This is a genomic window from Streptodolium elevatio, assembly GCF_053592165.1.
Genome location: NZ_JBSFVE010000005.1, coordinates 170,291 through 186,944 on the forward strand (window position 1 = coordinate 170,291; position 16,654 = coordinate 186,944).

Consider the following 16,654-nt stretch of genomic DNA (forward strand, 5'->3'; position numbering starts at 1 on the left):
TGCCGAGGACGAGAACGCGCGCCACCGCGACACGGGTGTCCGGTGCGGTGCGGGTCTCCGTCCTCAGAAGAGCAACGGCCTTCTCCTTCAGGTCCTGGGAGCGTGGGGCCAGGGCTCGGGATCGAACTCGGGCTTGAATCCGGGCTTGAACCAAAGCTTGAACTCGGGGTCGAGTTCGGGCCCACGCTCGGGCCCTTGAGAAGCTACGACAGGGTCACTCCTCCGGCAACGCCTTTTCCGCGTCGTACGCCTTCACGAGCCGTTTCGGCGCGGTCAACCGCCAGGCCTCGGCGACCAGTTCGGCCAGTTCGCCGCGGTCGACGCCGGCCAGGGCGACGTCGACCCAGCCGTGGCGGCCGACGTAGGCCGGGAAGGTGAACGTCGCGGGATCGGCGGCGAGCAACTCGGCCTGCGTCTCCTTGGTCGCCTTGAGGCACACCTTCGGCGAGCCCTCGGAGGTCGACGCGAACATCTTGCCGCGCACGCGGTACGTCGGATGCCCCCAGGCCTCGACCATGACCTCCTCCGCCTCCGGCAGCGCGAGCAGCATCGCGCGCAGTTCCTTCTCCGTCACGCCGACCGCCATGGCGGGCTCCTCTCCTCTTCACCGTGTTGGGGTGTTCACGTCCGGACCCGTCACATCCGGACCTACATCGGGGACTTCACAGCGACACATTCCCCTCGCCATCGCCGCCATCGCCGCGGTCGCGCGGACCCGGGCCGCGGTACGCGAGCAGCACCGCCGCCTTCTGCTCCTCCGGCACGCGCTTCAGCCCCTCGCGCAACGTCAGCCCCGAGATCCGGTCCACCCGCGCGCCCACCCAGGCCACCACCTCGTCCGGATGGTGCTTGGACGCCTCCCGCAGCACCCACCCGATCGCCTTGCGCACGAAGAACCTGGTGTCCGTCAGCAGCGGATCGGCCACCTCGGCGAACACCGGGAACCACCGCGGGTACGCCTGGACCGACCGCACCGGCAGCAGGAACGCCAGCACGCCGGAGCGCCGCAGCCACATCTCGTCCTGCGCCGCCCACGCGCGGTAGGCCGCCTCCGCCCGCGGAACCCGCAGCAGCAGCCGTCCGGCCACCGAACCCGCCAGCACGTCCACGAGCGCCCAGGTACCCGATTCCCCGATCAGTTCCGCCAGCAGCGCGGTGTCGTCGAGGGCGAGCCGGTCCGCGTACGCCTCCAGCCACAGGCACGCCGCGAGCCGCGACTCGTGCACGGGCGGCGCCCACAGGTCCCGGGTCACCGCGACGATGTCGGTGTGCGTCAGGTCCGGGTGCGCCTTGCGCCGCGCCCCGACGACCGCCCGGACATCCGGCACCGCGACTCCGTAGTGGGTGAGTTCGCTGCGCAGGTACTTCTTCGCGCCCGCGGCGCGCACGGGGTCGGAAAGGCGGGCCAGGGCGGCGTCGATGTCCGCGGCCAGAGCGGCGTTATCAGGCGTCGTCATGTCTCCTGCCTACCCGACCGACCCGACACGTCCACGGATATGCGCTGGTCGGGCGTGTTCCCAGCGGTAATGATCAGGACACCCCGGCGTCAGACCGCGGACGTCCGGGGCAGCGAGGATCGCACGCGACAGGAAGCAAGGGAGAACAGCATGACCACGAGCAGCACAGGCAGGGCGCACCACACGGAGCCGTCGGAACCCGGGGGATCACCCGAATTTTGGGGATCGCCCGAACCCTCGGGGTCGCCCGAACCGATCGGCGACGGCAGCTTCGTCGTCCGCCGCCCCGTGGAGGACGACTTCGCACGGGTGCAGCACGGACTCACGCACTGGTGGGGCGGCCTGGGCGGCGAGGCCGGGGCGCAGCAGCGGCGCCTGCTGGTCCCGCGCCTGTTCCTCCAGCACTTCACCGGCACGAGCCTGGTCGTCGAGAGTGCGGAGGACCCGGGCGGCCGCGGGCCGCTCGCCGCGTTCCTGATCGGCTTCCTCTCCCAGGACCGGCCCGACGAGGCGTACATCCACTTTGTCGGCGTCGCCCCCGAGCACAAGCGGGCGGGCATCGGCTCGGCGCTGTACGAGCGGTTCTTTGCACTGGCCCGGGAGGCCGGACGCACCCGCGTGCGCTGCATCACCGGCCCCGCCAACCTCGCGTCGGTGGCGTACCACACGCGCATGGGATTCCGGATCGAGGACGGCGACCACGAGGTGGACGGGGTTGCCGCCAAGGCGAACTACGACGGCGAGGGGCTGGCGCGCGTGTGCTTCGTACGTGACCTGTGAGGCGTCCGCGCAGGCGTTGGTGACGGGCCGTCAGGCAAACCACATGGTTGGCATCGCGGCTCCTTGACCACTGGTCTGGACCTGCGTACTGTCGCCGAAGATAAGTCCAAGCACCTTTAGTAAAGCGGGAAGCATAATTCCCGCCAGGGGGGCGGCATGGCGACGACGGCGACCGTCGAGGTGGCAGCCGAGCCGAAGTACTGGCACCTGCGCACGGTGCTGGTCCAGGCGATCGAATCGGAGTTCACCACGGGCCAGACGCTCCCCAACGAGCGCGACCTCTCGGCCCGCTTCGGCGTGGCCCGCGCGACCCTCCGCCAAGCCCTCGAACAACTCGAACTCGAGGGCCGCCTGCACCGTCGCCGCGGCGCCGGGACGGTGGTGGCCGGCCCGCGCGTCGACATCACCATCGGCACCCACGACGAGGGCTGGCCCGGCGTCGAGCCCGGCGACCGCGACCTCGTCGACGGCACCACCGCCGCGGTCCCCGGGCGCCTCGCCGCCCAACTGGGAGTGCGCCCGCGTGCGATGGTCCACCGCGTGCGCCGCAGGCAGCTGTCGATGCGTCAGCCCGTCGGCATCGAGTGCCTGTACGTCCCGCGCGCCGTCGTCCCGCGCGTGCCCGAACTGCTGGGCGACAACCGCCGCGCCGCGCTCGTGCTCCGCCACCTGCGCAACAACACGCTCGAAGGGCTCACCCGGTCGGTCGAGGTCGGCGTCGCGGAACCCGAGGAGGCCCGCCTGCTGGAGCGGCCGCCCGGTACCGCCGTGCTCGTGGTCACCACCGCGTACACCGCCGGCGGGCGTACCGCGGCCCTGGCCGTCGCCACGTACCGCGCCGACACCTGCCGCCTCGCGTTCGGCGAGGACGCCCCGATCGGGGCCCGCTCCGCCTCGTGACCGGCTTGTGATCGCCTTGTGACGCTCAGCACCGTGAACCTCGTCGGCCAGGTCGGATACCATCCGCCGACGCGGACCGAACGGAACGAGCGGAACGGGAAGGAGCGGCCGCCGTGGCGGGATTGACCGGCGGGGACTCCTCGTTGCTGCGGCGCATCAACTCGGCCGCGACACTCCGCGCGCTGCGCGGCGGCGCGCACCTGACCGTCACCGAACTCATGGACGCCACCGGCCTGTCCCGGCCCACCGTCGAAGGCGTGGTGGACGGCCTGCTGCACGAGGACCTGGTCGTCGAGTCGGAACCGGACACGTCCGCCGCCGGACGCCGCCGCGGCCGCCCGGCACGACGGCTGCGCTTCCACGCCGAGGCCGGGTACGTCCTGGGCCTGGACATCGGCATCCACGACGTACGCTGCGTCCTCGCCGACCTGACCGGCACCGTCGTCGCCCGGCACAGCCGGCCCGCCGACGGCCTCGGCCCCGAGGACCGCCTCGACCGCGCGCGTACGGCGGTCGCCGAACTACTGCGCCGCGCCCACGTCGCACGCGACCGGCTGTGGGCCGCGGGGGTCGGCACCCCCGGCATCGTGGACCGCAAGGGCGTCGTCACGTTCAGCGCCGCGATGCCCGGCTGGACCGGGACGGACCTCGCCGGACGCCTGGGCCGCTCGCTGCGCTGCCCCGTGCTCGTCGAGAACGACGCCAACCTCGCGGCCATCGGCGAGCGCTGGCAAGGCGTCGCCGTCGGCTCCGACGACGTCGTCTACGTGCTGGCGGGGCTCAGCCCCGGTGCCGGGTCGCTGATCGACGGGCGCGTGCACCGCGGGTTCGGCGGCGCGGCCGGGGAGATCGGCGCACTGCATCTGCTGGGCCGCCAGGCACCGCCCGAGAGCCTGCTGTCGACGACCGGGACGCCGCTGGTGCCGCTGGACGAGACCGCGGTCGCCGAGGTGTTCCGCCTGGCGCGTACCGGGGACTCGGTCGCGCAGGAGGCGATGGACCGCTTCGTCCAGCGGCTCGTGCACGACATCACGGCGCTGGTGCTCACCTTGGACCCGGAGATCGTCGTGGTGGGCGGCTGGGCGGTCGGGCTGGACGACGTCGTGGAACCGCTGCGCGGCGAACTCGCCCGGTTCTGCCTGCGGTTGCCGCGCGTGGAGTTGTCCGCGCTGGGCGCGGACGGCATTTCGCTGGGCGCGCTACGGGTCGCCCTCGACCGGGCCGAGGAGCGGCTGTTCGCGGTCGGCCACGACGGGGCGGCACACCGGTAGCGACGCGGTCCGCGTTTCGGCGAGACGGCAATTCGGTCCGCGGCCCGGCGAGACCGCGTTTCGGTCCGTGTTCCGGCGAGATCGGTCCGCGTCCCGGTGACGCCCGACTGGCTCGGTCAGTTGGCCTGGCCCTGCGGGCGGACCACCACGGTGTTGACGTCCACGCCTTCCGGCTGCGACACCGCCCACACGATGGTGTCCCCGATGTGCTCCGACGTCAGCATCGGACCCGCGCTGGCGCCGTCCGGGCGGTCGTCCCAGAAGGGCGTCAGCACCCGGCCCGGCGCGATCAGCGTCACGCCGATGCCGTCCTTGGTCACCAGCATGCGCGTGTTCTCGGCGAGCGCGGTCACGGCCCACTTCGTCGCCGAGTACAGATTGCCCGGCGTGTTCTTGAAGCCCGCGACGCTGCCGACCAGCACGATGCGCCCCCGCGTCGCCCGCAGCGCCGGCAGCGACGCCTTGATGAGCAGGCTCGGGCCGAGCACGTTCGTCAGCACCATGTCGTGCCATTCGGCGGGATCGCCCGACTCGACGGTGCCCGCCGTGGAGAAGCCCGCGTTGGCCACGGCGTTGTCGAGCCGTCCGAACGTGGCCGCGGTCTCCTCGACCGCGGTGCGTACCGCGTCCCAGTCCGACGCGTCGCCGGGCAGCGCGAGCACCCGGTCGCCCGCGTCGAAGCGCTCCACGGCCGCGGCCAACTTCTTCTCGTTGCGGCCGGTCAGCGCGACGCGGTGCCCGGCGGCGAGCAGCCCGCGCACGGCGGCCTCCCCGATGCCGCTGGTGCCGCCCGTCACGAGGGTGACCGGGGACGATTGCGTGTGGGTGCCGTCGGACGGATTGCTCATGTTCTCCCCGCGAGATGGGTGGTGCCGGACATACGGACCCGACGCTAGAGGGGCCGGGCCGCCGCGTCCACGCAATTGCCCTCGGCGAGTCGCGGGTCGTCGGCAGGGCTCGAAAGCGGGTTCTCGGACCGACGGATCGCGGGCGTTTCGGGCGCCGTGCGTGTGTCGGACCGCTGGGACCCGGCTGGCCGGGGCGCGTGGAGAAGGCCGGCCCCGGCACGTTGCAGCAGGCCGATGACCTGGATCTCCTCGTCCCGGCCCGACACCAGCAAGCGGTTGCAGTGCATATGGACGAAGCTCCCCGCGAGTCGGTCCATCGGCTGCCACAGCTCCCCGCGACCGCGGAGGTCGGCAAACGCCGCAGCCGCCGCGGCGGCTTCCCGCCGGAGCGTGGCCAGGACCGCCAGCGCCTGCGGCCCGCCGCGACGGTCGGCGAGCCAGTCGTCGTCGGCCAGAAGCCTGCGCAGGTCGGCGGCGTGGCGGCGGTATCGCAGCCCCACGGCCCGTTGCTGGGATCGGCCGGCCCGATCGATCCGGCCCCGGCACCAGCGGGCGCGGGCGGACTCGTCGAAGCCGAGGCCGGCGAGGAGTTCGTCGACGCTGCGGACGGCGAGGAGTGTCCGGTCGAGGCGGCCGCTGTCCGCCTCCTTGCCGTCGGCCTCAGTCGCGGTGTCCGTGTCGACCCCGGAGCCGGTGCCGGTGCCGGTGTCGCGCAGGAGCGCGAGGAGCTCGGCCACGGCGTGGCTGTCGGCGGCGAAGAGCGATTCCGCCCACGGCATGGCGAGCGGGCCGCCGTACCGTTCGATCTCGCGCTCGTAGGTGTCGACGGCGAAGCGCTCGCACAGGCCCTCACCGGTCAGCGAGTTGGCCCAGGCCAGAAGCTCCGGCAGCACTTTGGCGGAGAGCGTACGCGGGTCGCCGTGCAGTCTCAGCCGCAGATGCGGGGACGAGTCGTGGTAGCGCAGGAAGAACCAGCGCTCCGCCCAACCGCGTTCGGTCATGTCGCGGCAGAGGTCGCGGACGGGTCCGGCGACGAGGTGGTCGCCGAGGCGGGGCGGGTGGTAGAGCTTGGCGTACAGCCAGTCGCTGCCCGGCGGCCGCAACACCTCCTCGGGCAGCGGCGAGGAGGTGCGGACCACGCGTGACCGCCGCTGAGACGGGCGTACCGGTGCGGCGTGCGCGGCGTCCAGCACCACCGGCACCACGAACTCGCTGACGTAGCGGCCCTGCGGCCCCGGCAGCCAGGCGTGCTCGGGACCGGGCAGCGCCTCCTGGAGGAACACGCGTCCGCCGTTCGGCCGTTTGTCGATCTCGGCGTGCAACTGCCCGGCCTGCCGCAGGTCCGCCAGGTCCAGCAGCAGCCGGTTGTCGCCGGACGCGAGGTAGACGTGCCGGGGGACCAACCACCGCTTCCGCCAGGCGGCAAGCGTGTCCGGTCGTACGTCGGAGCCGAGGGTCCACATGGCAGGGGACAGGACCACGCGACCGGACTGGACGCGGGGGAGGAAGGGGAGATCGGCGACGGACGCCCAAGGCGCCGCGCCGAGCTGGGGCTGTCGGTCGCGGGAGATGTCGTCGAGCAGTCTGATGGCGGGAGGTGCCTGCGTGGTGGTGAGCATGTGGCCGGTGCACGGCACCACTTCGAGGTCGCGGGCCGGCCAGCGCACCCTGAAGCGGCCGTCGTCGTCGAGGCCCACGACCAGCTCGTCCAGCGGGATCGTTCGGGTGCTCTCGGGCGTGGTACCCAGGACGATCTCGCCGTCGCGGACCATCGGGCGGATCACCACGTTCGCCGACCGGGTGCGGCGCGGGAGGTAGACGATCTCGGCCGTCAACCGGCCGGGGCGTACCGCCACTTCGCCGTCGGCGACCGAGCGCAGTGCCTCTTCGGCCGGTGGCCCCAGGAGGTCGGCGAAGCGCCCGAGGTTGCGTCCGGCGGACTGACCGCCGAGGTTGGGGCCCACGACCAGCTGGAAGTCACCGGCGTCCAGGGCCTGCGCGGAGCGGGCCACGACGAACACGGCGATGTCGAGGGAGGCGGGGGCGGATGCCCCGGACACCGGCCAGGTCTCCAGCTTGCGCAACGCCGCCTCGTCGAGGTCGACGACGGTGCGGCCGTCCCTGATCGCGTCCAGGGCGAGAGAACGCAGAAAGTGGTGGCGCTCCTCGTTCTGGGCGCCGGAGGCGCCCGGCCCGTGGTTGGGCGGGCCGAGGCCCGTGACCGGGTCGAGAAGCGCGAGGATCGGCACCTCCTGTTCGTCGCCGTACTTGGCCTCGAACGCGCGGCGGTAGCCCTCGATCGCGGCGGGGGCATCGGGCGCCGGCGAAAGCCGCATGAGGAGTTCGGCCGCGTGCGCCGCCTCCATGGCCACGGCGCGGTTGACCCGGCTTCCCGCAAGGGGGAGGGCCATGTCGGTCTGCTCGGACACGTCTGCGCGCACGTGTTGCAAGTGTTCTGGTTGCACTCCGTGTTGCGCGTGCAGTAGCTGGGACACGTATTGCACGTCACGCACGTGGTGCTGCACGTCGCGCCTTGCGTTCCCCCGATGGTCATGCCCCACGCGCCGCCGTCGGGGGTCTTACCTCCGAGGCGGATGTCCAGGTCGAATTCGTCGTCGGTCATTGCGGTCACTCCTCGGCACAGGCACAGGCACATGGCTCGCGCCGCGGAGACGCGGGCGACGCCGCGCCCGGATTCGGTGAGGCGGAAAGGGCAGGCAGGCGGGAAGGCAGGCAGGGAGGACGGCACGCGGGACGAAAAACCAGGAGGCGGGAGAGGCACAGGGAGACAAGTGGAGGGAGACAAGCGGAGCGAGACGCCGCAACCATGCTGCGGCGTCCGCGAGTTGAGGGGCCCCGCGGAAGGTTCCGCTTGCCATCCTGATGGTTGGATCGCGCGCCCGACAAGACCATTCACCCGTACGGCCGAACCCACCGCCGAACGCCACCCCTGAACACTGCCGCCGACCCCAGCCACCGATCCGCCGCCCGGCCGCACTGCCCCAGCTTCAAAGGGAGTTCGCCGCCCCACACGCGGGGACATCGAGTTCGCCGTGGGCACCTCGTTGGCGCCCTACCGACACATGAACCCGGCGAGCCATCCGGGAGACTGGTTGCGTGACCAAGCGCTATACCCGCGAAGAACTCGCCGCCACCGCCGGGCGGACCATCCCGGACGTCATCGGCCCAGGCCTCGACGTGTTGTTCTGCGGAATCAACCCCGGCCTGATGTCGGCGGCGACAGGGCACCACTTCGCCCGGCCCGGCAACCGCTTCTGGCCCGCGTTGCACCGGTCGGGCTTCACCCCGCGGCTGTTGCGGCCGGACGAGCAGGACGACCTTCTCGGCCTGGGGCTGGGCATCACCAACGTGGTCGAGCGGGCGACCGCCGGCGCGGCCGAGCTGACCGCCGACGAGTACCGCACGGGAGGGAAGGCCCTGCGCGCGAAGGTCGAGCAGTACCGGCCGCGTTGGCTGGCGGTGGTCGGGATCGGCGCGTACCGCGTTGCGTTCGGAGACCCCAAGGCCGCGCTGGGGCGCCAGGACACGACGCTGGGGGACACAGGCGTGTGGGTGCTCCCCAACCCGAGCGGCCTCAACGCCCATTTCACGGTGGACACCCTGGCCGACGAGTTCGCCCGCCTGCGGGTGGTCGCCCACAACAGCGACGAGGGATCGGGACTCTCCGGCTGACCCGGCCACGACGGCGATTGCCGCTCGTGCCTCGCCGACCTCTGCGCGGCGGGGGAGGTTCGTCGGCCGTGGCGTGGGGCTGGGTGGGTGAAAGCGTCAGCGCGGCGGCGGCGAACCGCAGTTTCCGGGACATATCGGGTTCCACGATGGCGGGTGAGCCGCATCGGCGTCGACGTCCGGTTGCGGGCGCATCGAAGCCGAAACCGAGGAGCCCGACGTGCTGGAGCGCACTCGCCGCAAGGACACGACCCGTGTCACGTTCATCCTCCCGCCCGACCCGGCATGCCCGGCGGTGAGCGTGGTCGGCGACTTCAACGACTGGACACCCGGCGCCCACGAACTCCTCGTACGCACGGACGGCACCCGCGCGGTGACCGTGGCCGTGCCCGCGAACGAGCGGCTGCATTTCCGGTACCTCGCGCACGGTGGCCACTGGTTCGACGAGGCGGACGCCGACGGCCACGACGGACACAACAGCTACCTGGAGCCCGCCCGGGCATGACCCGCGAGAACTCCGGCTGTCGTACCGCCGGCGGGGAGCTGTGATGCGGGGCGTCCGGGACGTGCCGGACCGTTTCGGCGCGGTGCCGCCGCCGTGGAAGCAGACCAAGTCGGTGCTCGTGATCCTCGCACCGATCCTGGGTGCGGCGGCCGCGGTGTACGCGGTTGCCGGGACACTCCCGGCGGTCGCCCTGCTGTTCGCGGTGATCGTGTCCGTGACCGCGGTGCCCGCCTTGCCGCTGTGGCCGGACTGCGTCGTGCTGGCCGCGGCGACGGTCGCGGCCACGGTGGGCGGACTGCTCGCCGCCGGGCACACGGGCTGGTCGGTGGCCGTCGTCTCGGCCGCGGGGCTGTGCCTGTACGTCGCGAACCGCCGTACCGCGGGCGCCGCCTCCTACCTGCCGATGGCCGCGTTCGTGCAGGCGGGCAGCGGCGGCGCCGCGTCCGACAAGCCACTGCTCGCGGTGGGCCTGGCCGCGGCGGCGGGGGTGGCGTTCGCGGCGCTGATGATCAAACCGGCCAAGCTGCACCTGCCCCGGTCGCCCGTGGACCGGCGCACCGCGCTGCGGCACAGCCTGCTGATGGCCGCGTGCTGCGCGGTGGCCACCTGGGTGTCCTTCGGGTTCCACCTCATCCACGGCATGTGGGTGATGCTGACGCTGTGCGTCGTGTTCGTGCCGACGCCGGGGCAGGGGCCGCGTAAGGCGGTGGACCGGGTGGTGGCCACGGTCGCGGGCGGGGTGGCGTCGTTCGTCCTGCTGGTCACGGTGCCGAAGCAGGTCACGCTGCTGGTTGCGGTGGTGTGCATCGTGTTCAGCGTCGCGTGGTCCCTGAAGGGGCTTGCGGTGTACCGCAAGACGGTGTTCTGGACCACGCCCGGCGCGCTGCTCATGGGCGGCGCGGCGACCCCGGGCGACCTGGTCCTGAACCGGGTCGTCATCACGATCGTGGTTGCGGCGGTGGCGGGGACGCTGGCCTCGGTGTTCCTCGTACAGCCGCCGGGCGCCGAACCCGCGGCCGATCCCCAGGCCGATCCCGAGGCCGAGTCCGGGACCGAATCCGAGTCCGCGCCCCTCCGCCGGATGGGACGGTCAAATCGCACGGGTCACTCCGGGCTCACCGGGTAGCGGCGCCTCCGCGGGAAGGCCCCGCGCTCGATCCAACACATGAGGAGGCAGAACCTGTGTCGAACTCCGCCATGAACCGCGCCCAGGCCGCGAGGCTCCACGACGACGATGTGGTGGGCATATTGATGCACCAGCACGCCCGAATCGAAGAACTGTTCGCCGAGGTGAAGCGGCACGGAGATCGGACGGCGAAGCAGAATGCGTTCGACGAACTGCGTTGTGTCCTCGCGGTCCACGAGGCCGCGGAAGAAATGGTCGTACGCCCCGCCGCGAAGAAAGTGGCCGGGTCCCGGGAAACCGATGCCCGAAATCGCGAGGAGAAACAGGCCGCGACGGTGTTGGCCGAACTGGAGGGCATCGATGTGAACACTTCCGCGTTCGACGCGAAGTTCGCCGAATTCGAGGCGGCGGTCAAGGCACACGCGGACCGTGAGGAGCGTCAGGAGTTCCCGGCTCTCCATGACGGATATTCCGCGGAGGAACGCCGCACGATGGGTGTCCGGGTGCGCGCCGCGGAGAAGGTCGCCCCCACGCACCCGCACCCGGGCAGCGCCGGATCGACCGCCGCGCAATGGACCGTGGGGCCGTTCGCGGGCATGGTCGACCGTGTCAGGGACGGCCTGCGCGGGAGCTGAGAGAGCTGAACCGGACGGCGAATCGACGGTGCGGATCCAGGATTTCCCGGTGTGTCGACCGACGTGTTGGTCGTCGCGCCGGGCAACTCCTCTGCCGGGAAAGGGCGCAGTGCCCTGGGTGACGTGGCCGCCGGAGGCCCGGGAGGTGTGACGGCTTGTTTCCGGCCATCCTTCCCGGCGCGTCGCCGGGTACGGACGAACCGTCCGGTGTGGAGTTGGTGGCAGCGGGCAGTAGCGGCCAAAGGTCGTACGCCGGTGCCCGCCGAGGTGCTCGGGAGAACGCATGGATGAGGGCTGCGTGCACGGTTCCCTTTGCCGTGACTGTCGCACGGACGGGCCGTCCGCATCGGCCGCGGTTCCCGCCGGACTCGGCGGGAACCGCGCGGTGTTGATGGAGATGGCGGTGGACGCGGCGATCCGCACGTGCGGCGGGTGGCCGGTGCCGGCCGCGGACCCGTTCGCGGTGCTGCAGCGGGCGTTCGCCCTGGGGGTGACCGACGCCCTGTACGACGAGGCGTTGGAGGCACTGCAGGCCCGGCTGGTGATCCGCGGATTCCCGCGCTACATCCCGCCCTTGCGGTGGACCGCTCCCTGAGGGCGGACGCTGCGGCGCCGGACGGGCCGCGTGCGAACGGCTTGTTCGCGTAACGCTCAGCGCAGACCCGCGCGCCGGCCGCAGACCGGCCACGCGCCCGGTCCCTGGCTGGCGAGCACCTTCTCGGCGATGCGGATCTGCTCCGACTTCGAGGCGTGGTGCGGCATGCCCTTGCCGCCGTGTGCCCGCCACGTGCTCAGCTTGAATTGTAGGCCGCCGTAGTAGCCGTTGCCGGTGTTGATCGACCAGTTGCCGCCACTTTCACACTTGGCGACTTTGTCCCACGTGGCGACGCTCACGGCCTCGGCCGAGCCGGCCGTGGTGACGCCGACCGTGACGAGTACGAGAACGGTGGTGAGAACGACGTCGGCGCCGCGGGCGCACCGGGAACGGCCGGTCGTTGTACGAGCGTTGCTGCCGAGAACACGACGGAGAGACATGCACAGTCCTTCCGGAATTCCCGCGGGGCGATGCGGCGGCACGAGCCCGAAGGCATTGCCGCGTCGGGCGCCGGGACGTCATCAGCTTTGCGATGTCCGGGCATTCGCTGGGTCCGCGGCCTCATGAGGCGCGGATCCCGACCCGATGAATCGGACCGGGAACCCTCGGGGTGCGATTTGCACATGCCCATGACCAAAGCAAATCAACGGCGGTGATATCAACCGTCTTCGGGATTCACGCAGGTCAACGCATTTGTTTCCGGGCGTGTCCCGGGGATTTGCGCAATCCGGCCAACTGGCGTGTCGGGCAGGCGATCCGGGCCCGGCTGCTTCCGAAAGATTTCGATCACCGGCGCGTCGGTCCTGCGGAATGCGAAGCGAAAGGCGCACGATGGCCAGCGTGGTTCGACGGTCGGGAAGGCGGTGCGCGGTGTGTTGTGTCGGTCGAAACGAATCGACCGCAAAAAATGCTGCGGAGTTTTTCCGGCCCCGGGCCCGCCTCATTGGTCCGCGTAACTCGGCATTCGTGTGACAAGTGATCGGGGTGTGCGCGGGAATCCGCGCCGGAGGCGCATCCCGTCGACTCCTCGTCCGGTCACCTCGATGAACACTCGGGTACGCACCCCGTCCCCGGACGGCGCGCGACGCCGACGCGGACGCCGACGCCGGGGGCCGCCCGGGGGCGCGCGGGCCTGGCGGCCGACCGGGTGGCCTTGTGCCCGGCGGGCGGCGCGTCTCCGCCGTGGGAAGCCGCGTGGCTGGTGTGCTGGGGCCTGCCTGCGGTGATCCGGTCGCCGCGCCGTGCTGCCGCGGCGACCGGACCGCAGGACCGGTTCCGGCGTTGTGCGAAACCGTCGTCAGGAGGCCTGCGGGGCGAGCTCCCTGACCGCGTCGATCAGGTCCCGGACGGTGTCGAAGGCCTCGATGTCGTCGTGCGACAGGGCGACCTCGAACTCCTCGCTCACGCGCAGGGCCAGACCGGCCACCGCGAACGTGTCCATCCCGAAGTCGTCGGCGAACTGCGACCGCTCGGTCACCTCCGCCTCGGGGATGCCCAGCTCGTCGGCGACGACGGCGATGATGCGGGTTTCGAACGCGTCCACAGGATCCTCCTTGGGTGATCTCACGCCGGGCTGTTTGTCCGGCATCGCACCGGTACCACCCGTGCTGCCGTGGAACGCATGTCGTGACCGCAACGTGACAACAAGTAGGAATATGGGGCCAAATGGACGGATGACGTCTAGCGTTCAGACGACATCAAGGGTCCAGACGACGTCAGGCGTTCGGCCGACGCCAAGCGCTCAGCCGACGCAGGCCGCTCCGGTGACGCGGGTCGGTCAGATGACGCCGGTCAGACGACGCGGGGCGGGGCAGGGCGTACGGCCGCGCGCATCAGGGCCGAGAGTGCCACGATCGGCAGCGTGGCAAAGGCCGGCAGCCACAGGCCGTGCCCGGTCAACGCGAGGCCCAGCGACCACGCGAGCAGCGCGGTGTTCGCGACGGCGCACATCGTGAACCCGACCGACTTGCTGCCGACCGAGCGCTTGACCGCGCCGAAGCCGCCCCACCAGTTCAGGACCACCATCGACAGCGCCACGCCCGCCGACACGTCGCCGGCGGTCGGCGGGGTCAGGAACGGCCCGGTGAGCGGTTGGGCCAAGTCCGGTGCGAGGGCGAAGCGTTCCGGGGTGACGAGCATGGCGTACGTCAGCCACGCCAGGCACTCGGTGAAGAGCAACGCGCCCAGCCCGACGGTCAACTTGTCCACCGCACGAACGGCCAGGGGCTCGGACTTCGCGCTTGTTTGGGTCATCCTCGCCTCCAAGAGTCGGTCGTCTCTGCACCACTGGTGCCCACGCTCGCCGAGGTTACCCACAAGTTCGGCGGGAAACCGGGCGGTCGCGGCGGCCGGGCCGACAGAAGATCACCTGCGTGGCGCAAGGGCATTCACGGTCAGGCCTCGCTGTCGACCGCCGACGGGGTGATTTCGACGGCGAGGTGCTTCATCAGCGGCTGGTCGCTCTGCGCGCTGAAGTCGCCCAGCGGGCACAGGACGTTCAGCTCCGGCATGTACCCGACCGCGCAGCCGGGCGGCACTTCGTAGGGGACCGCGAGGTAGCCGTGCACCGTGCGGCGGCCGCCGTCCTTGGCGATGCTCGTGATGTCCACGCGGTCCATCGCCGACAGGCTCCGCTCGCGCATGTCCGCGGGGTTGAGGAACACCAGCGTGCGCAGATTGCGCACGCCCCGGTAGCGGTCGTCGGCGGAGTAGATCGTGGTGTTCCACTGGTCGTGCGACCGTACGGTGGCCAGCGTCAGCAGCCCTTCGCCGGGCGTCGGGTCCGCCAGCGGCGCGAGCGAGAACTCGGCACGCCCGGAAGGCGTCAGGAAGATCCGCTCACGGGCGGGCTGCCGCAGGCGGAACCCGTGCGGGCCGCGGACCCGGCGGTTGAAGTCCTCGAAACCGTCCAGCGCACGCTGCATGACGTCGCGGATGCGGTCGTAGTCGTCGACGTACTCCTGCCATGGTGTGGGTCCGTCCGGCAGGGTGGCGCGGGCGATGCCGGCGATGATCGCGGGCTCGGACAGCAGGTGGGTGGAGGCGGGGCGCTTCATGCCTCGCGACAGGTGCACCATGCTCATCGAGTCCTCCACGGACACCGATTGCACGCCGGTCACCTGGACGTCCTTCTCCGTGCGCCCCAGGCACGGCAGGATCAGCGCCTTGCGGCCGTGCACCAGGTGGCTGCGGTTGAGCTTGGTCGACACGTGGACCGTCAGTTCACAGCCGCGCAGCGCCTCGGCCGTACGCTCGGTGTCGGGCGCGGCGCGCGCGAAGTTGCCGCCCATGCCGACGAACACGCGTACGTCCCCGCGCAGCATCGCCTCGATGCCGCGGACCGTGTCGTACCCGGGTTCGCGGGGCGGGTCGATGCCGCACACCTCGGCGAGGCGGTCGAGGAACTCCGCGCCCGGCCGGTGGTTGATGCCGCAGGTGCGGTTGCCCTGCACATTGCTGTGCCCGCGGATCGGACACGGCCCCGCGCCCTCGCGGCCGATGTTCCCGCGCAGGAGCAGCACGTTGACGATCTCGCGGATGGTGTCGACGCCGTGCTCCTGCTGTGTGATGCCGAGGCACCAGCTGAAGACGGTGCGCGAGGCCGCGGCGTACACGGCCGCGGCCTGTTCGATGCGTTGCCTGCGCAGCCCGGAGGCCTGCTCGATGTCCTCCCACGCCGTGGCCCGGCAAAGGTCGCGGTACGCCTCGAACCCGGTGGTGAAGCGCGCCAGGAACTCGTGGTCCAGGACCGCCGGATCGTCCTCCGCCGCGGCCAGCACGGCCTTCGCGATGCCGCGCAGCAGAGCCTGGTCCCCGCCGATGCGCGGCTGCAGGTCGAGCGTCCCGGTGGGAGTGGCCTTGAACGCGGCCATCGCGCGGAACTCGTGCGGCACGATCGTGCGGCCCGACGCCGCCTCCAGCAGCGGATTGACGTGCACGACCTGCGCGCCGCGCCGGTACGCGTCGGCGAGGGCGGTCAGCATGCGCGGCACGTTGGAGGCGGCATTGACGCCCATCACGAAGATGGCGTCGGCGAGTTCGAGGTCCTGGAGGTCGACCGTGCCCTTGCCGGTGCCGAGTGCGGCGGTCAGCGCCCGGCCGCTGGCCTCGTGGCACATGTTGGAGCAGTCGGGCAGGTTGTTCGTGCCGAACTCGCGTACGAACAACTGGTACAGGAAGCTCGCCTCGTTGCTCAGGCGCCCGGAGGTGTAGAACATCGCGCGGTCGGGGGAGTCCAGCGCCCGCAACGTGTCGCCGATGACGGAGAAGGCCTCGGGCCAGGTGATCGCGACGTAGCGGTCGGAGTCCGGGTCGTACGCCATGGGCTGGGTCAGCCGACCCTGGTCCTCGAGCGCGAAGTCGGGCCACGACAGCAACTCGGTGACGGTGTGCGCCGCGAAGAACTCCGGGCCGACGCGCTTGTGCGTCATCTCCCAGGTCGCGTGCTTGATGCCGTTCTCGCACAGGTCCAGGTGCAGGCCGTCGTACGCGTCCGGCCACGCGCACCCTGGGCAGTCGAAGCCGCGCCCCGCGTGGTTCATCGTGTCCATCAGCCGCACGGCCGTGACCGGCTCCTCGGCGCGCGCGACCACCTTCGCGACCGACTTGGCCGCTCCCCAGCCCGCGCTGGGGTGCCGGTACGGCTCCCGGGACGGATCCCCGTCGCCCGCGGGCCCGAAGCCGGTGGCCGGCGTGGCGGCGACCCCGTCGTCGGAAGTGCCCGGGCCGGATGCGCGGGGACCGGAGGAGGGAGGAGGGGTGTCGGGCATCGACTCGGCCTTTCGTGCGTCGGCCGCGCACGGGTACCCCTCGGTTCGCACCGGCGAAACATCGGTGACGCGTGGCGG

Annotated in this window: 16 protein-coding genes; 8 read left to right on the forward strand and 8 right to left on the reverse strand. The window is 71.6% G+C overall.

The window, feature by feature from the left end; translation table 11 throughout:
* Positions 1-214: 214 nt before the first annotated feature.
* Together ACWD12_RS12430 and ACWD12_RS12435 are read right to left on the reverse strand one after the other, a co-directional pair.
* A complete protein-coding gene (locus ACWD12_RS12430; RefSeq protein WP_358362273.1) occupies positions 215-586 on the reverse strand; it encodes an MmcQ/YjbR family DNA-binding protein in 372 nt (123 codons plus the stop codon).
* Positions 587-662: 76 nt separating this feature from the next.
* Positions 663-1,457: a DNA alkylation repair protein gene (locus ACWD12_RS12435; protein ID WP_450099504.1), complete on the reverse strand. Its 795-nt coding sequence runs from the start codon at positions 1,455-1,457 to the stop codon at positions 663-665.
* 288 nt (positions 1,458-1,745) lie between these two features.
* Between ACWD12_RS12435 and ACWD12_RS12440 the strand changes: the two genes are divergently transcribed.
* The 3 genes from ACWD12_RS12440 to ACWD12_RS12450 all read left to right on the forward strand — a co-directional run bounded on the left by ACWD12_RS12440 (position 1,746) and on the right by ACWD12_RS12450 (position 4,408).
* On the forward strand, positions 1,746-2,237 hold the full coding sequence (locus ACWD12_RS12440; RefSeq protein WP_450099505.1) for a GNAT family N-acetyltransferase: 492 nt from the start codon (positions 1,746-1,748) through the stop codon (positions 2,235-2,237).
* A gap of 156 nt (positions 2,238-2,393) precedes the next feature.
* Positions 2,394-3,137, forward strand: a complete 744-nt coding sequence (locus ACWD12_RS12445; protein ID WP_358362279.1) for a GntR family transcriptional regulator — start codon at positions 2,394-2,396, stop codon at positions 3,135-3,137.
* 113 nt (positions 3,138-3,250) lie between these two features.
* Positions 3,251-4,408 (forward strand): ROK family protein, encoded by a 1,158-nt coding sequence (locus ACWD12_RS12450; protein WP_358362281.1) that lies wholly within the window; start codon positions 3,251-3,253, stop codon positions 4,406-4,408.
* Between the two features lie 116 nt (positions 4,409-4,524).
* Here the strand turns inward: ACWD12_RS12450 and ACWD12_RS12455 are convergent, their stop codons facing one another.
* Both ACWD12_RS12455 and ACWD12_RS12460 read right to left on the reverse strand, forming a co-directional pair.
* Positions 4,525-5,256, reverse strand: a complete 732-nt coding sequence (locus tag ACWD12_RS12455) for an SDR family oxidoreductase (RefSeq protein ID WP_450099506.1) — start codon at positions 5,254-5,256, stop codon at positions 4,525-4,527.
* Between the two features lie 44 nt (positions 5,257-5,300).
* Positions 5,301-7,817 carry a lantibiotic dehydratase gene (locus tag ACWD12_RS12460; protein ID WP_450099507.1) on the reverse strand — a complete coding sequence of 839 codons (2,517 nt, stop codon included), beginning with the start codon at positions 7,815-7,817 and terminating at the stop codon, positions 5,301-5,303.
* Positions 7,818-8,373: 556 nt separating this feature from the next.
* On the opposite strand from ACWD12_RS12460, the gene mug reads away from it, so the two are divergent.
* The 5 genes from mug to ACWD12_RS12485 all read left to right on the forward strand — a co-directional run bounded on the left by mug (position 8,374) and on the right by ACWD12_RS12485 (position 11,807).
* Positions 8,374-8,949 (forward strand): G/U mismatch-specific DNA glycosylase, encoded by a 576-nt coding sequence (gene mug, locus ACWD12_RS12465; protein ID WP_450099508.1) that lies wholly within the window; start codon positions 8,374-8,376, stop codon positions 8,947-8,949.
* Positions 8,950-9,166: 217 nt separating this feature from the next.
* Positions 9,167-9,451, forward strand: coding sequence for an isoamylase early set domain-containing protein (locus ACWD12_RS12470; RefSeq protein WP_450099509.1), 285 nt, complete (start codon positions 9,167-9,169; stop codon positions 9,449-9,451).
* 43 nt (positions 9,452-9,494) lie between these two features.
* Positions 9,495-10,577, forward strand: a complete 1,083-nt coding sequence (locus tag ACWD12_RS12475) for an FUSC family protein (RefSeq protein ID WP_450099510.1) — start codon at positions 9,495-9,497, stop codon at positions 10,575-10,577.
* 56 nt (positions 10,578-10,633) lie between these two features.
* The gene (locus ACWD12_RS12480) at positions 10,634-11,212 is read left to right on the forward strand and encodes a hemerythrin domain-containing protein (RefSeq protein WP_450099511.1); all 579 of its coding nucleotides are present in this window, start codon (positions 10,634-10,636) and stop codon (positions 11,210-11,212) included.
* Positions 11,213-11,597: 385 nt separating this feature from the next.
* The gene (locus tag ACWD12_RS12485) at positions 11,598-11,807 is read left to right on the forward strand and encodes a hypothetical protein (RefSeq protein WP_358362296.1); all 210 of its coding nucleotides are present in this window, start codon (positions 11,598-11,600) and stop codon (positions 11,805-11,807) included.
* A gap of 56 nt (positions 11,808-11,863) precedes the next feature.
* On the opposite strand, the gene ACWD12_RS12490 is transcribed toward ACWD12_RS12485, so the two are convergent.
* From ACWD12_RS12490 to ACWD12_RS12505, 4 genes are all read right to left on the reverse strand, one after another.
* Positions 11,864-12,247: a transglycosylase family protein gene (locus ACWD12_RS12490; RefSeq protein ID WP_358362297.1), complete on the reverse strand. Its 384-nt coding sequence runs from the start codon at positions 12,245-12,247 to the stop codon at positions 11,864-11,866.
* Between the two features lie 857 nt (positions 12,248-13,104).
* On the reverse strand, positions 13,105-13,350 hold the full coding sequence (locus tag ACWD12_RS12495; RefSeq protein WP_358362299.1) for an acyl carrier protein: 246 nt from the start codon (positions 13,348-13,350) through the stop codon (positions 13,105-13,107).
* Positions 13,351-13,598: 248 nt separating this feature from the next.
* Positions 13,599-14,060 carry a hypothetical protein gene (locus tag ACWD12_RS12500; RefSeq protein WP_450099512.1) on the reverse strand — a complete coding sequence of 154 codons (462 nt, stop codon included), beginning with the start codon at positions 14,058-14,060 and terminating at the stop codon, positions 13,599-13,601.
* A 140-nt stretch (positions 14,061-14,200) separates the two neighbouring features.
* Positions 14,201-16,576 carry an FdhF/YdeP family oxidoreductase gene (locus ACWD12_RS12505; protein WP_450099513.1) on the reverse strand — a complete coding sequence of 792 codons (2,376 nt, stop codon included), beginning with the start codon at positions 16,574-16,576 and terminating at the stop codon, positions 14,201-14,203.
* Between the last annotated feature and the right edge of the window lie 78 nt (positions 16,577-16,654).

Bases quoted from the DNA above. Each gene is read 5' to 3' on its own strand.
- ACWD12_RS12475 (WP_450099510.1), top strand. From the start codon at position 9,495: ATGCGGGGCGTCCGGGACGTGCCGGACCGTTTCGGCGCGGTGCCGCCG.
- ACWD12_RS12455 (WP_450099506.1), bottom strand. From the start codon at position 5,256: ATGAGCAATCCGTCCGACGGCACCCACACGCAATCGTCCCCGGTCACC.
- ACWD12_RS12500 (WP_450099512.1), bottom strand. From the start codon at position 14,060: ATGACCCAAACAAGCGCGAAGTCCGAGCCCCTGGCCGTTCGTGCGGTG.
- ACWD12_RS12490 (WP_358362297.1), bottom strand. From the start codon at position 12,247: ATGTCTCTCCGTCGTGTTCTCGGCAGCAACGCTCGTACAACGACCGGC.
- ACWD12_RS12505 (WP_450099513.1), bottom strand. From the start codon at position 16,576: ATGCCCGACACCCCTCCTCCCTCCTCCGGTCCCCGCGCATCCGGCCCG.
- ACWD12_RS12435 (WP_450099504.1), bottom strand. From the start codon at position 1,457: ATGACGACGCCTGATAACGCCGCTCTGGCCGCGGACATCGACGCCGCC.
- ACWD12_RS12445 (WP_358362279.1), top strand. From the start codon at position 2,394: ATGGCGACGACGGCGACCGTCGAGGTGGCAGCCGAGCCGAAGTACTGG.
- ACWD12_RS12430 (WP_358362273.1), bottom strand. From the start codon at position 586: ATGGCGGTCGGCGTGACGGAGAAGGAACTGCGCGCGATGCTGCTCGCG.